At 64.9% G+C, this 14191-nt stretch carries 12 protein-coding genes and 1 pseudogene; 7 read left to right on the forward strand and 6 right to left on the reverse strand.

The features are described 5' to 3' along the window. Nucleotides 1–73 precede the first annotated feature (73 nt). Genes NP3_RS19905 through NP3_RS19920 form a run of 4 tightly spaced genes read right to left on the reverse strand, consistent with a single transcriptional unit; the run spans nucleotide 74 to nucleotide 4188 of the window. Nucleotides 74–1165, reverse strand: a complete 1092-nt coding sequence (locus tag NP3_RS19905; RefSeq protein ID WP_063043102.1) for an ABC transporter ATP-binding protein — start codon at nucleotides 1163–1165, stop codon at nucleotides 74–76. Nucleotides 1166–1181: 16 nt separating this feature from the next. Further along, nucleotides 1182–2036, reverse strand: a complete 855-nt coding sequence (locus NP3_RS19910) for a carbohydrate ABC transporter permease (RefSeq protein ID WP_063043103.1) — start codon at nucleotides 2034–2036, stop codon at nucleotides 1182–1184. Beyond that, nucleotides 2033–2878 carry a carbohydrate ABC transporter permease gene (locus tag NP3_RS19915; protein ID WP_157124409.1) on the reverse strand — a complete coding sequence of 282 codons (846 nt, stop codon included), beginning with the start codon at nucleotides 2876–2878 and terminating at the stop codon, nucleotides 2033–2035. Before NP3_RS19915 ends, NP3_RS19910 begins: the two co-directional genes overlap by 4 nt. A 2-nt stretch (nucleotides 2879–2880) precedes the next feature. Beyond that, nucleotides 2881–4188, reverse strand: a complete 1308-nt coding sequence (locus NP3_RS19920) for an ABC transporter substrate-binding protein (protein ID WP_063043104.1) — start codon at nucleotides 4186–4188, stop codon at nucleotides 2881–2883. Nucleotides 4189–4477: 289 nt separating this feature from the next. Here NP3_RS19920 and NP3_RS19925 point away from each other — a divergent pair, with 289 nt between their 5' ends. The 4 genes from NP3_RS19925 (at nucleotide 4478) to NP3_RS50485 (ending at nucleotide 7119) form a co-directional block, all read left to right on the forward strand. Next, on the forward strand, nucleotides 4478–4699 hold the full coding sequence (locus NP3_RS19925; RefSeq protein WP_063043105.1) for a hypothetical protein: 222 nt from the start codon (nucleotides 4478–4480) through the stop codon (nucleotides 4697–4699). Further along, the gene (locus NP3_RS19930; RefSeq protein ID WP_063043106.1) at nucleotides 4699–5985 is read left to right on the forward strand and encodes a hypothetical protein; all 1287 of its coding nucleotides are present in this window, start codon (nucleotides 4699–4701) and stop codon (nucleotides 5983–5985) included. Before NP3_RS19925 ends, NP3_RS19930 begins: the two co-directional genes overlap by 1 nt. 278 nt (nucleotides 5986–6263) lie before the next feature. Then, nucleotides 6264–6899, forward strand: a complete 636-nt coding sequence (locus NP3_RS19935; protein WP_245721036.1) for an RNA-guided endonuclease InsQ/TnpB family protein — start codon at nucleotides 6264–6266, stop codon at nucleotides 6897–6899. After that, nucleotides 6847–7119 (forward strand): zinc ribbon domain-containing protein, encoded by a 273-nt coding sequence (locus NP3_RS50485; RefSeq protein ID WP_245721032.1) that lies wholly within the window; start codon nucleotides 6847–6849, stop codon nucleotides 7117–7119. The genes NP3_RS19935 and NP3_RS50485 overlap by 53 nt, the downstream gene beginning before the upstream one ends. A 33-nt stretch (nucleotides 7120–7152) precedes the next feature. Here NP3_RS50485 and NP3_RS19940 read toward each other — a convergent pair whose 3' ends face one another. After that, entirely contained in the window at nucleotides 7153–8400 is a 1248-nt protein-coding gene (locus NP3_RS19940) for a lipase family protein (protein WP_063043151.1), read from the reverse strand. 335 nt (nucleotides 8401–8735) lie between these two features. On the opposite strand from NP3_RS19940, the gene NP3_RS19945 reads away from it, so the two are divergent. The 3 genes from NP3_RS19945 to NP3_RS19955 all read left to right on the forward strand — a co-directional run bounded on the left by NP3_RS19945 (nucleotide 8736) and on the right by NP3_RS19955 (nucleotide 13239). Next, the gene (locus tag NP3_RS19945) at nucleotides 8736–10292 is read left to right on the forward strand and encodes an amino acid permease (protein ID WP_245721033.1); all 1557 of its coding nucleotides are present in this window, start codon (nucleotides 8736–8738) and stop codon (nucleotides 10290–10292) included. Between the two features lie 644 nt (nucleotides 10293–10936). Beyond that, entirely contained in the window at nucleotides 10937–11206 is a 270-nt protein-coding gene (locus tag NP3_RS19950) for a hypothetical protein (protein WP_157124410.1), read from the forward strand. Beyond that, entirely contained in the window at nucleotides 11203–13239 is a 2037-nt protein-coding gene (locus tag NP3_RS19955; RefSeq protein ID WP_063043109.1) for a hypothetical protein, read from the forward strand. Before NP3_RS19950 ends, NP3_RS19955 begins: the two co-directional genes overlap by 4 nt. A 9-nt stretch (nucleotides 13240–13248) precedes the next feature. Here NP3_RS19955 and NP3_RS49665 read toward each other — a convergent pair. Beyond that, nucleotides 13249–13425 (reverse strand): annotated as a pseudogene (locus NP3_RS49665) (esterase family protein); the annotation flags it as partial. Nucleotides 13426–14191: the final 766 nt, after the last annotated feature.

Raw genomic sequence — 14191 nt, forward strand, 5'->3', positions numbered from 1 at the left:
GGAGGGTTTCGGCGAGGCTTCAGAATATTCGGCCGTCGAATTGATCGGATACGACGAACTCTCCACCGGATATCTACACTGAGTCCTCCAGCAATAATCCGGTTTCCGGGTCGTACCAGCGGCAGGCCCGCGGTGGCACATGCAGGTTCAGCGCATCGCCCTGGTCGGCCCGGAAGCCGGGCTGCGTCTGAATCTTGACGGTCTGTCCGCTGACATCGGTGGTCAACAGGGTGGACGAGCCGAGCGGCTCCAGCACCTGGAGTTGGGCGCGCACCGAATCGGTGCCCGCCTCGTCGCCGACGGCGATGGCCTCGGGCCGGATGCCGAGGTTGAGCTTCTTGCCGTTGAACGACGCGAGCGCGGTGGGAATCGGCAGCGACTGTCCGCCGAGATCGATATGCGGTCCGGCCTCGCCTATGTCGACGATCCCGGTGAGGAAGTTCATCGGTGGGCTGCCGAGGAAGCCGCCGACGAATTCGGTCGCCGGACCGTCGTATACCGCTGTCGGCGAACCGCATTGAACGATCACCCCGTCGCGCATGACCGCGACGCGATCGCCGAGCGACAGCGCCTCGACCTGGTCATGGGTGACATAGATCGTGGTCGTGCCGAGCTCGCCGACCAGCTTCTTCAACTCGGCGCGGAACGAAAGTCGCAGCAGCGCATCCAGATTGGACAGCGGCTCGTCCATGAGCAGCACATCGGCGTCCATGACGATCGCGCGCGCCACCGCGACACGCTGTCGTTGGCCGCCGGACAACTTCGCCGGATACCGATCCAGGTACGGCGTGAGTTGGAGCAGATCCGCGGCCCACGCGACCTTGCGCCGGATCTCCGCGGCGGGCACACCGTGCACCCGCAGGCCGAAGCCGATATTGTCGGCGACCTTCTTATTGGGGAAGACGGCATAGGACTGGAACACCATCGACAGATTGCGCCGCCGCGGTTCGAGGTAGGTCACATCCTTGCCGCCGATCACGATCTGCCCCGCGTCGGGCAGTTCCAGCCCGGCGATCATGCGCAGCAGCGTCGTCTTACCGCAGCCGGAGGGCCCGAGCAGCACCATGAATTCACCGTCGGCGACCTCGAGCGAGACCTGGTCGGTGGCGCGCGTCGTGCTGCCGGGGTAGGTCTTCGCCAGGTCCCGCAGAATCACTTCGGCCATATGCCCTGCACCTCTGTCATCTCAGCGTCGTCCCCCACATATTCACCAGATAGCGCCGCATCACGAAGATGAAGACCAGCGCCGGAATGATCAGCGCGAACCCGCCCGCGAACCGGTACGGCGTCGACGCCTCACCGAGCGTGGTGAGCACCTGCGCGGGCAACGTGCGATGTCCGAGCGTCACGATGGTCGCGCCGAGGATCTCGTTCCACGACAGCACGAACGTGAAGATCGACGATGCGGCCAGACCGGGAAGTGCCAGCGGCACAACGACTGTGCGAGCCGCCTGCCAGCGCGTGCAGCCGAAGACGCGCGCCGCCTCCTCGAGATCGGCGGGCACCGCGACGAAAATGCTCGCCGTGATGAGCACGGTGGTGGGCAGCGCGAGCGTGGTGTGCACGAGCGTCACGGCGAAGACGGTGTCGTAGACGTCGAGCCGCAGGAACATCGTGGCCAGCGGCACCGAGAGCACCACGATCGGCAGCGCCCGCACGAACAGGATGAATACCTGGTAGCTGTCCTTACCGCGGAAGGCATTGCGAGCCAGGGCATATCCGGCGGGCGCGCCGATGAGCAGCGACCAGAACACCGTGTATAGCCCAACCAGCACCGAGTTGCCCAGTGCCGGAACGGTTCCGGTCGCGTGGAAGAACGACCGCAGCGTCTCGGTGGAGAATTCGCTGGACAGCAATGGCTTCGGGAACTCGTTCAGCGCCTCGCGCGAGGACACCGCCGCGAGTCCGATCAGCACGATCGGGAGCGCCATGAACAGCGTCACCGCGATACAGGCCACCTGCACTCCGACGGCCCGCCACCGACGTCGGCGCAGCGGTGCGCGATCGATCGGTGGCAGCGCCGTGGCCTCACTCATCGCGACTCCTCCGGCGCCCGGACCGTCCGCAGATAGAACACCGCGGTACCGAGCGAGATGGTCAGCACCACAAGCGAAACCGCGCTCGCAACCGCCGGATTCTGCAGATTCGAGTACCACTCGTAGGTCTCGCCGACCAGCAGCGGAAAGTCGCGACCGGTCAGTGCCTGTGCCACGGCGAAGGTCTGCAGCGCGAGGATGGTGCGCAGGATCAGCGCGACCTGCAGGCTCGGCCCGAGTTGCGGCAGCGTCACGTGCCGGAGCCGCTGCCAGAAGTTCGCCCCGAACACCTGCGCGGCCTCGTCGTAATCCCGTGGAATCAGCTGTACGCCCGCCACCACGATGACGAAGACCAGTGAGGTCGCCCGCCAGATCTCGGCGATCACCACCGCGAGCAGCATGGTTCCGGTGTGCTGATAGTTCAACCACTGCACACCGTCCTCGGACAGGCCGAGCCAGACCAGCAGTGAGTTCAGGTAGCCGCGATTGCCGAAGATCGACAACCACACCAGTCCGGCGGCCAGTTCGGAGATCGCCAATGGCACGCACCACAGGTAGAAGTGGCCACTGGCGAACCGCGGCCGCGCCTGCATCAGCAGCGCCATGCCGATCGCGAGCACCAGTTGGATCGGGACCACGATGACGATCAACAACAGGGTATTGCGCAGCGAGGTAAGGAAATACGGGTCGTCGAACAAGCGCCGCCAGTGCGCGAGCGTGAAGCCGTGATCGTCGCTGAACGCATCGAAGATCGCCCGCACCAATGGCCAGCCGAACAGCGCGGCCAGCAGCACGATCGAGGGCAGCAGCAGAATCCACGGTGAACCGAGTCGCGCGCGCACGGCTACCCCACCCCGCAGATGTCGGCGACCGGATCGGGCGCCCAGCACGGCACCTTCAGCTCGTCGAGAATGCCTTGCAGCACCCGCGCCTGTTGATCGAGTGTGGTCCGAATATCGGCTCCGTCCAACACGATCGAGCGGAAGCTGTCCTTGAACACCTTGCTCACCTCACCCTCGCGCTGGCCGAGACCGACCGGTGGCAGCGACAGGATCGCGCCCGGTGCCTGCTGCTGCCGTTCCACGGCATCGGCCTCGAGTCCGACCGCGGGCGGCAGATCGTCGGGGATGGCGGTGTGGACCGACGGGAAGAAGCCATTGGAGCGCAGCAGTTCGATCTGGGCTTCCGGCTTGGTCAGTGCGCCGATCGTGCGCTGGGCGAGCTCGGCATCGGTGCTGCCCTTGGGAATTGCGAGCCCGGCGACCACGGCCATGTAGCCCAGTCCGTGCTTGCCGCGCGGCGCGGGCAGCATGCGCCAGTCCTGCGAGTCGTGCTCGGACGCGTGCACCAGGCGGACGACGTGATCCCAGGCCATGCGCACCTCGCCGCTGGCAAGGGGCTCCTGCATGAAGTCGAAATTCGTACTCGACTGTGCGCAGTTGGCCCACAGTTCGCGGAAGTACTGCCAGGCCGTCACGGCCTCGGCTGAGCGGAAGGTGGTGATCTGACCGCCCGTGAACGACGGCAGCAGATAACCCTGGGTGAATCTATGCAGCAGGCCCTTCGGGCCTGCGGGCAGCCCGAGCATCGGTCGGTTGCCGTTGGCGCGGCGCGCCGCGATCGCCCAGTCGAGGAACTGGTCGTAGGTCAGTGCCGTGGCGTCCACGCCGGACGGCAGATGCTGGAGCGCGTCGGCATGTGCGGCGAGTACGTAACTGGCTGTGGCCCAGGGGATATACCACGTCCGGTCGGTACCGGCCCGCGCCAGTCGCAGATAGACGGCGGGCCAGCCGCGGTTGCCGAGATCGGCGAGCAGCCCGGTGAGATCCTCGAGATAGCCGTCGGCCAGCGGTGCGATATCGCCGTGCAGGCCGCCGAGCAGACCGACCTGCGTCGAGCCCGCCCCGACCTGGCTGCGCACCTGACTCGCGAACGGACTCTCCTCGATGGTCACATAGCTGACGCCCGGCGCTGTCTTCCCGAGCAGGCCGCGGAAACGCTCGGCCTCGTCGGCGGGGCGGAATTGCGTGGACAGAAAGAGCATGCCGCCGCTTCCCGTGGTGGCGAAGCCGGTACACGCGGCGGTGAGCGCGAGGGTTCCGAGGCCCGCCGCGCCGAGGAACGTCCGGCGCGTCAGGCCGGATGGCCGCATGCGTGGCTCCTGAGGCAGGAATGGACCCGGGTGCGCCGACACCAATCCATCATGCCCAGATACAAACAGATGTGCGTGCACCGCCGAACACGCAACTTCCCGTGACTGAGAATAAAATCCGAGTTGCCTTGCGGCACAAATAAAAAGGAAGTCAACCCTCTCAAAAAAGTTATGAAGATCTTTGGATAACGAATTCTTTACGCACTGCCCCGCCGGGTCGCCGAGACACCTATGCTCGGGGCTTTCACGAGTGATCGACGTTGCGATAGATGAAGAAACAGGTAGCCGTATGACCGCCAGGACCGACCTAGAACACGAGCTACGCGGGCCGCTGGCGGCAACCGGGCTGATCACCGAACAGGAGGCCGCCGAACTGCTCGAGATGTTCCGCGCGGCCAAACAACTCGAGACGGCCGCGCTCATCGAGGCCATCGACGAGATGGTCGGCGCGCTGCCCAGGCCATTCCGGGCGGTGACGAAGAAGATCATGTTCGGGAGTCGGCTCGGCTGATGAGTGATCTGGTAACCGGCGCCCAGATCGTGCTGCTGTCACGGACTTTGCACGCTCCCGTGGAGCGGCTGGCGCATCTGGAGCGGTTGGGCAGTGAGAATCTGCACGAACTCCAGGATCGGCTGGCGGGCCTGATCTTCGACCAGCACAACGAGACATTCGAGCGGATCAGCAAGCTGGTGCCGATCATTCCGCTGCGCATCTCGATGCCGCTGGTGCAGCGCCTGGTGCCGCCGATGATGACGGGCCGGGCCGCGGGTGCGGTCGGTGTCGATCACCCGAAGAAGGCGGCCGAGACGGTTGCCATGCTCGCGCCCGCGTATGTGGCCGACTGTGCGCCGTACATGGATCCGCGCACCGTCGGACAACTCGCCGAGGTGGCGCCGCCGGAACCCATCGTGCGCATCCTCAACGAAATGCTGGCCCGCAAGGACTACATCACCGCCGGGCCGTTCCTCGACGCCTTCGCCACACCCACACTGGTCGCGGCCTTCGAACAGGGCGTGCTCGATGACGAGGGTCTGATCTTCTCCGCCGCCTATGCGTATTCCGTCGCGGGCGTGAGCGCCATTTTTCGTCAACTGCTGGCCGGACCGCGGCAGCGGTTCCCGCGCATGCTGCATACCGTGCTCATCGGGTCTACGGGGCTGCAGTTGGCAGCGCTGTCGACATTCGCGCGCTGTGAAGCCGAGCTGACCGCGTCGATCGGTGATGTCCTGTTCAGCATCGGCTCCACCGAAATGATCGGCAATCTCATCGCCGGTTATCTCCGGGCCGGTGCGGCACCGGAGCTGTTGACCTTTATCGGACGGCTGAGCAAGTGGGCACTGGGGGCGTTGGCCGCGAATCCGATCATCGCGAACGACGCGGCGCTGGCCGGACTCGTCGGCAGCCTGGAGGGCCGCATCGAATCCGACCTGTGGCGTGGACTTTTCAGCCTGATGGCACATGCCGAAGCCGGGATTCAGCGCCGGATAATAACCCTGCTCGCGCAGATGAACGATGCGATGGTGTCCGCATTGCCCGGCATCGCCACCGATGCCCATGACTGGCCGCTGCTGCTGGACCTGATCGCCGGCGCCGACGCCCCGGTCCGCGGCCGCTTCGAAACGATGTGGTCCAACCTGCCGCCGGAGCGCCGCATCGATCTGGAGCACCGCATCAGGGAACTCGGTCTGAACATCCGCCTGGCGCCCGTGACCACCACGACGCTGTCGGTGGACGAGGTGTTCTACCGGCGCCGCCAGATGCGCCGCCGCTACGACGCGGTGCAGAGTTGGGACTGATTGCTCTAGCTGCAAGATAGCCCGCGCGGAGGCGGCTGGGAGCCGGTTGGGTCAGGCACTGACGAAACCTGCTGTCTATCTGACCGATCCGGTCGGGGCTACCGACAACCGCGCAATTCCGGCGTTCAATTCGAGCACATCGCGCGCCACTCCGCGCTTTGAAAACACCTGCAAGGTAAGGTGAATGACCGCGTTGGCGGGGCTACCTCGCCGACGGGCAGCTGTCCAAGCGGCCGACAGCTGTGCAGAAGACCCCGGAACGAGCCTGGTTGGGCGAGGTGTCGGCGGTGGTACTGCAACAGGCCCTCGCGGACCTGAACACCGCCTACCGCAACTTCTTCGCCAGCGTTACCGGGAAGCGTAAGGGTGCCCGGGTCGCCCCGCCGCGGTACCGGTCGCGCAAGGACAACCGGCAGGCAATTCGGTTCACCCGCAACGCACGCTTCGCCCTCACGCCCGGCGGAAAGCTACGGTTGCCGAAGATCGGTGACGTGGCGGTGCGCTGGTCACGTGAGTTGCCAGCAGATCCATCGAGCGTGACCATAATCCGCGATGCCGTCGGACGATATTTCGCGTCGTTCGTGGTAGCGATCACCGATCAGCCGCTGCCGCAGGTGGGCGGCGAAGTCGGGATCGATCTGGGGCTAACCACGTTCGCCGTGCTCAGTGACGGCACGATGATCGACAGCCCGCGGTTCTTGCGGCGGGCCGAACGGCGGCTACGTAAAGCTCAGAAAGCGTTGCATCGCAAGCAGAAAGGCGGCAACGACCGGGCGAAGGCCCGCAGGAGAGTCGCAAACGCGCACGCGAAAGTGGCCGACGCAGGAGAAAGCCAGCCGGTACGGGAGGCACTTCTCTCGGGTGAACCGCTGGTTCCCGTCGTCGCAGTTGTGTTCGATATGCGGCGTGATTGACGGGCGGAAGCCGTTGTCGGTGCGACTTTGGGCGTGCCGGTGCGGTGCCGTTCACGATCGGGATCGCAACGCCGCCAACAACATTCTCGCCGCAGGGCGTGCGGAGAGACTAAACGCCTGTGGAGACGGGGTGAGTCCAGGACTCGTTCTGGCACCGGGCAGTGAAGCAGGAACCCACCGAGAGGACCGTGAGGTCCTGGTAGGAATCCTCGACCCTTAGGCCGAGGAGGACGTCAACGGGAAAGCCGGGCGGTTAGAAATCCGCCTTGAACTTCGGCCCCGGCGGCAGACCACGCAGCACCGCGCTGGTCCAGGCCACCGCGGGCGGCCACCCGGTGACGGCATTGACGATGTGCTCGGGGACCGGAACGGTGTAGAAGCGCAGGTCAGCGCCACGCTCCCAATAGCTTTGGACGGTAGGCAGCACCACCGACGGCGGAATCAGTTCGTCCCACAGTCCATGCCACCACAGGATCGGCGTATCCGGAAGGTATTTGCCCAAGCTGTTGTCCTGCAGGACCCGAAGGATCTCCGGGGACGATGCGAGCGACTTTCCGGGCTGGTAGTAGGCGCTGATGGGCCGGTAGACGCCGGTGAGCGCAATGGTCGCGTAGCAACGACTTCGGATGTCCCTGATGATCTGCTGCCCCTCGGCGGTCAGCAGATCGGCCGGATCGAAGACGTCCGGATATTCCCGGGCCAGACTCGCGAAGCCGAGCCACATGGTGAAGTTGCTGGTGCCGGTGAGTCCGGGTTCCGTGTGGGTCGCATACCTGGCCTCTGCCACCAGGTCTCCGGGCGTCCCGCCGATGGTGGTGCCGAGCAGCCGCACATCGGGTGCGTAGCTCGCGCGCAGCTCCGCCGCGCGAATGGAACCCGAACCGCCGCCGGAATATCCGTAGAGCGCGATGCCGGAATCGGTGAGGCCGAGGGTGGGATCGTTCTTCATCGCGCGCAGGCTGTCGAGGACCATCTTGCCCTCGGCATAGGTGTTGAAGGTATTGAACTTTCCGTCGAAGTCGGGCACGTTGATCGCGAAACCCTGTGCCAGCCAATAGATCACCAGCGCCGACTCCTTCATCGTGCCGGTCTGCAGGGTGTGCGAGGGATTGCACGCCGAATCGGTGGAGTCGATCGCCTCCTGGAACGACAGCACCGGCCGGGGGCTGCCCTGCCACGGAATGCCCGGCACCACAACGGTTGTCGCGGTGACGATCGGATTGTCGTGCACATCGTTCGAGCGGAACAGCAGCTGCTCGGTATACACCGGGAAGGGAATTCCGAGCACCCGCGTCTGCACTTCGCGGCTGCGCACGATCTGCCCCGGCTGATACGACGCGAGATCCGCGGGATCGTCGTACCACGGGTCCTGATCCGGCGACGGGATCGGCAGCAGATCGTAGATCTGCGGCTCGGTCGGCAACTGCGGCAGCTGATTCTGATCCGGTGGGAAATTCGGCGGGAAGGCCGGATCGGCGATCGCCACCCCGGCACTGCCCATCGCCAGACCTGCCGCCACCACCAGCACCGCGAGCCGCCGCCGAGATCGCTTCACCGCATCCTCCGAATCTCCATTGATCCGCCAGCCGATCATGGGTTCGGCTAACCGGATTCAGCTCACCGCAATTGACGGCGCCGGGCTATCGGCATGATGCAGAGCCTGGACCTCGGGTTTTGTGCATATGAACGAACCCGCTCGGCCGGGCGTCCGGCTCGGACATCGCCCGTGGGGCCGCCAGAATACCCGTTGAACCTTCAAACAAAACACATTGAATGTACCGCTAAATAACGGTACATTCTTCCGCGACATGACTTCCCTTACTGGAAGGCCTGGTCGTGATCGCAGTTCGGGGACCAGTTGAGTTATCGGCGCTCGCAGATGCGCTGCATGCCGAGGACGTCGGCTATCGCAGATCGCTGCGCGCACGCCAAGTGCAGATGATCGCGATCGGCGGGGTGATCGGCACCGGGCTATTTCTCGGTGCCGGTGGGCGGCTCGCCAGCGCCGGACCGGGACTGTTCCTGGTCTATGCGGTGTGCGGCGTATTCGTCTTCTTCATCCTGCGCGCGCTCGGCGAACTGGTGCTGCATCGTCCCTCCGCCGGATCGTTCGTGTCCTATGCGCGCGAGTTCTACGGTGAGAAGCTGGCTTTCGCGGTCGGGTGGACCTACTTCTTCCACTGGTGCCTGACCGGGATCGTCGATATCACCGCAATCGCCACCTATGTGCACTACTGGGGCGCGTTCGAGGTTGTCCCGCACTGGGTGATCGCGCTCATCGCCCTGATCGCGGTGGTGAGTACCAATCTGATCTCGGTGCGCTGGTTCGGCGAACTGGAGTTCTGGGTCGCACTGGTCAAAGTCGTTGCGCTGGTGGGCTTTCTGATCGTCGGCACGATTTTCCTGGCCGGTCGCTTCACGATTCAGGGTGCGCAGACCGGTGTCGGGGTGATCAGTCAGCACGGCGGGTTGTTCCCGACCGGTTTGCTGCCGCTGGTCACGGTGACGACCGGTGTCGTATTCGCCTACGCCGCAGTCGAACTGGTCGGCATCGCGGCCGGTGAGGCGGAGCATCCGGAGACGATCATGCCGCGGTCGATCAACTCCGTCATCGCCCGCATCGGACTGTTCTACGTCGGTTCGCTGGTGCTGCTCGGACTGCTGTTGCCCTATACGGTCTTTCGGGCCGGTGAGAGCCCGTTCGTCACGTTCTTCGCGAAAATCGGTGTACCGGCCGCCGGTTCGGTCATGAACCTGATCGTGCTCACTGCCGCGTTTTCGAGCCTCAATGCCGGGCTGTACTCGACCGGCCGGATTCTGCGTTCGATGTCGATGAACGGCAGCGCGCCCGGTGTAGCGGCGCGCATGTCGCGGACAGGCGTACCCTACGTCGGTATTCTCGCCACCGGTGCGATCGCCCTGGTCGGCGTCGGGCTCGATGCGGTGGTGCCGGACAAGGCATTCGAGATCGTGCTGAACGCGTCGGCACTCGGCACCATTGTGTCGTGGACTGCGGTTGTGCTGTGTCACCTCCGGCTCTGGCGCGAGTGGCGCCGCGGTTTGGCCTGGCGCCCGGCCTCGCGCCTACCCGGCGCCCCGTACACCGATGTGGCGACCCTGCTCTTCCTGGCCACCGTGGTAATCCTGATGGTCACCAGCGGCGATATGGTCCAGCGCGCAGCCGTACTCGCCATGCTCGTCATCCTGGGGCCCGCCTTGGTCGGCGGCTGGTTCCTCGCGCGCCGAAAAGTACTGCGAATAGCCAATATCCGCCAACATCACACCGGCCAATTCGAGGTAGTTGCCGAGCGTCCGCCGCTGGGGCCCTCGGCCGAACCGGAAGTGATCATCGAGGCTCCGAAGTCCCGCTACGCCAACCCGGATCCGCGCTAAGGGTCTGTATACATCGGGAGATCCGATGATTCTCGCGATGGCGCGTACTCGCTCTAGCAGCGATGGGCGGGCAATCGTCGCGCTTCCTCGATCGGGCTAGCGGTCAGCGTTGGGACAGACCGGTATGTCTGGTCGAAAATTCTGGAAAAGGCTGGGCTCCAGCCATTTTCGTGATCACTTGGCACTCGATCGAGCATGGCCATAGGCAAGGTTGCGGCGGCATCCGCGCCCGATGATGCGTCGGGCAGCGCGAATGTCCGGCGACCGCGCAGGGCGAACAAACGGTGAACAGCCGCGGTCGTGCTGGAGACGAAAAGCCAACGGGCTCCGAAGGTTTCGCAGTACTCCGTTCACTGATCGGAGGGGGGTCGTTCACGGCGCGTGGTTAGCGTTTGAAGCTGTCGTTTCCGGAGACTGTTGAGCAGCTCCGAGGGTTTGTCCGCTTCGATGCCCGTCTTGCCATGCCGTGCCTGCGTTCGGGGTGCGCGGAAACGAATCAGGTAGTGGTAGTGAACAACTGGAGATCGGACTGCTGGGATCCGGATCGATGGCAGTTGCCCGCGGTGCTGCGGCGGTGTCGTGCTTGGATACGCGCGACGCGAAGGCGGCGCTGGACGGTCGGTCTCCTGCTCACAGTCTTCGTTTTGGTCGTTTTCCCAGGTCTACTGGGCGCCACCGCCTCGGCCACCGCCGAAAGCGGCACCCACACCGCCGGTTCGTCGGTGGGCAGTGCCGTCGGCTGGACCCATGTCGCCGATTCGTCGGGGGTCGAGGCCGCCAGCTATGTGTTCGCCACCGACCACGGCAGTGTATTGAAACCGTGGGATACCGGGATCGCCATGGTGATCGGTCTGGAGTTCGCGGGCTGGAAAATCATTGTGATCACGGCGATCTGGCTGATCGGCTCGCCTTGAGTTTCGAGTGGCTGAACATATTCTCCAAGGCACTGCTCGGTGTTGCGCACAACCTGACCGGCCAGATCGCGACCCCGATCATGTTGGTGACCGCGGCGACGCTCGGCGCGCTCTTCGTCGCCTGGTTCGTCGTGCGCGGCCTGTACTCCAAGGCCACGCTGCAAATGGGGACCATGCTCATGGTCGCGGTGCTGGGGCCGATATTCCTCGCCGAGCCACTGGCCGATGTGCTGTCCTCGGACGGTCTGTTGGCGCAGGGGCGGGATCTCGGCATTTCGGTGGCGGCCGGGTTGAACGGCGATAGCAATGTCGATCCGTCCCGGATGGTGGCGACCATGCAGGGCACGCTGACCGACAACTTCGCCCGTCGTCCGCTGCAGGTTTGGAACTTCGGACACGTAGTAGACGATCAACCGGCCTGCCGTGCCGCGTGGTCTGCCGGTGTCACGGCGCAAAGCGAAGACCGGGTGAAGCGTGGCATCGGTGGTTGTGGCGACAGCGCGGCCAAGGAATCAATGGACAATCCGAATTTCGAGCAGATCGGTACCGGCCTCTTGCTGTTGGTGGCCGGGGCTATCCTGCTCGCTTTCGGTGCCGTGCTCGCGATCAAGGTGATCCGAGCGGCACTCGACACGATCTACCACGGCTTGATGTCGATCTTCGGTTTCGCCGCGGGCGGATTCGTATACGGGCCCACGCAGACGTTCCTGATTCGCAATGTCGTCGACGGCTTCGTCGCCGCAGCGCGCATGACGGCCTACACCATCTTTCTCGGCGTCTACGTACTGATCCTGCGAGACCTGTTCACGCTGGCCCGCGATCAGGTCATGGTGGTGTTCATCATCGGCGCGATCGTCGAAGTCGTCGCGATCCTCCAGCTCAAGAGGCTCAGCGCCGGTCTGGACCGCGGCAACGAATGGATCGCCAATCGGTTCGCGCTCGCCGCGCAGGGCAGCGGCTCCCGCGGTTCGGGCGGCAGCGCGACTGCTCTCGGTATGGGCGCGGTCGGGGCGGGACATTCCATGCGTGCGGGGATGCTGCCCGTGCTTGCCGCTTTCAGCACGGTCAGCAATTCGCCTGCGACCGAATGGCTCTGGGGCCGGACCCGTTCACCGCTGCGGCCGTTCTCCCGTATGGAGCGTGAGGCGCAATTGGGCCAATGGGGATTCTGGGGCGCGCCAGGTGTGGGTGGCCCCGACGGCTCCTATGCCCAGGCATACGTGCACCGGCCCGTATTCGCGCGGGCTGCCCGGGAGGCCGCCCTTGCCGCGCCCAATGGCGGCATCAATACCGTTCGCGGCGCGGCCGCGGCGATACAGGGTCTGGTGGATATCGGCGGGAAGATCACCGATGCACCGGCGGCATTGATGGCCGCCGGATTCACCGACGAGGACATCATGTTCAATGCCATTCGCTCGTCGTCGATCGTCGATGACAACGCCAAGGGCTGGACGCTCGGCAATAACCATCTCGGCCGCGTGGTGGCCGCGGTCCAACGTGTCCAGGACTCGTCGCTTCGACTCCTCGAGGGCGGCAGTTCTACCGGCGAAGTCGCGGCGGATCTCGCCACCTTGCAGGCCGCCGCATTCCGGTATCGGCGCTCGGCGCCCGCAGGCGTCACCCTTACCGCGGACGAGGACCGATTCGTCGCCTCATACCTGCGCACACCTACGGAGGACGTGGCCCGGGATCTCCAAACAGTCGCTGGTGGCGGCACCCTCGGGTCGGGACGCCCATTGCATGGTGGTCCATTCGCAAACGACGCCCTCGCCGCCCAGCGCATACTGGGGGAGATCGGAAGCAGACAGGCGGACCGTATCTTGGGCAGCGTCAACGATGTACTGCGTAATCCGGCGGACCAAGAGTTGCTCCGCGTGGCTCGTGGCCACATCTCCGAAACGGTGCTCACCGACCAAGCGTTGAGCGGGGCCAAACGAACAGCGACGAACACGCCGACACCGCCGAGGCAGGGCAGTCCGCAGCGACCCGGCTGGGCTCCGCCGATGGCCAGGGTCGGCGCTCGGCTGAATTGAGATGGTGCGCTACCCGTTCAGCGCGTCGCGGATCATCGGCCACGACTTGTGCAGGTCTTCCTGCCAATAGCCCCACGAGTGGGTGCCGGTCGGGCGCAGGTCGAAGGTGGCGGGGATGTTCAGTTGCTGGAGGCGGTCGCGCAGAGCGTGCGCGCACTGGTCGGTGATGGACTCCAGCACGGCGCCGCTGCCGTTGAAGGCCGAGTCGATGATCGGCGGTAGTTCCTGGGTGAGGAAGGTGGTCCAGCGTTGGCGGCCGAGGATCGGATCGTCGTCGCGCCAAAGGCACTCAGGGCGACGACTGGGCGATCACACCGCGCGGCCGAGCCCACCGCACAGGAAAGGAAGTGTAACCGTGGCGGAGGTAACCGAATCCGGGCCGGACGGCAGTGCCAGCCCCGAATGCTCCACCGACCCTGGCGTATTGACCGCTGACAACGCCATTTCGCCATGAGCACTCATCGTAACTGCCCACCGCAGTGTCTGACTCTCGGCCGAGCGATGGACACCCTGAGCACGGAGTTCGTGGAGGTCGACATCGAGCGAGATCCCCACCTCGAAGCCGACCTTACCGAGAACCTTCGAAGGCTCATCTCATGAGCCCCGTGGCCTGCGCCGACGTCCTGGCCCGATGGCAGGCCCGCGCCCTGGACTGCACCGCCACCCCTGCCAATCGAGGGCGTTGAACACGCCCGCTGTCTGCTGTCGTGTCATGCCGGGCACGGAGGATGCGAGCAGTACTTGACTGCCCTCGCGTATGGGGCGGTGGTGTGCACATGAATTCTCGGCCCCCAAAACCTGAGCGCCACAACGAGTTTTGAGAGGAGGTGACAACCAATGGAGCCTGGACCCAACGGCAACAACTGGAACACGGACCCTCGCGAGGATCGCGCGGACGACGTGATCCGCCTTTGGGGGCGGTAAACCCCAGGACCGAGCACGTCAGCTAGCC

The organism is Nocardia pseudovaccinii NBRC 100343 (genome assembly GCF_001613225.1).
Classification (GTDB): Bacteria; Actinomycetota; Actinomycetes; order Mycobacteriales; family Mycobacteriaceae; genus Nocardia; species Nocardia pseudovaccinii.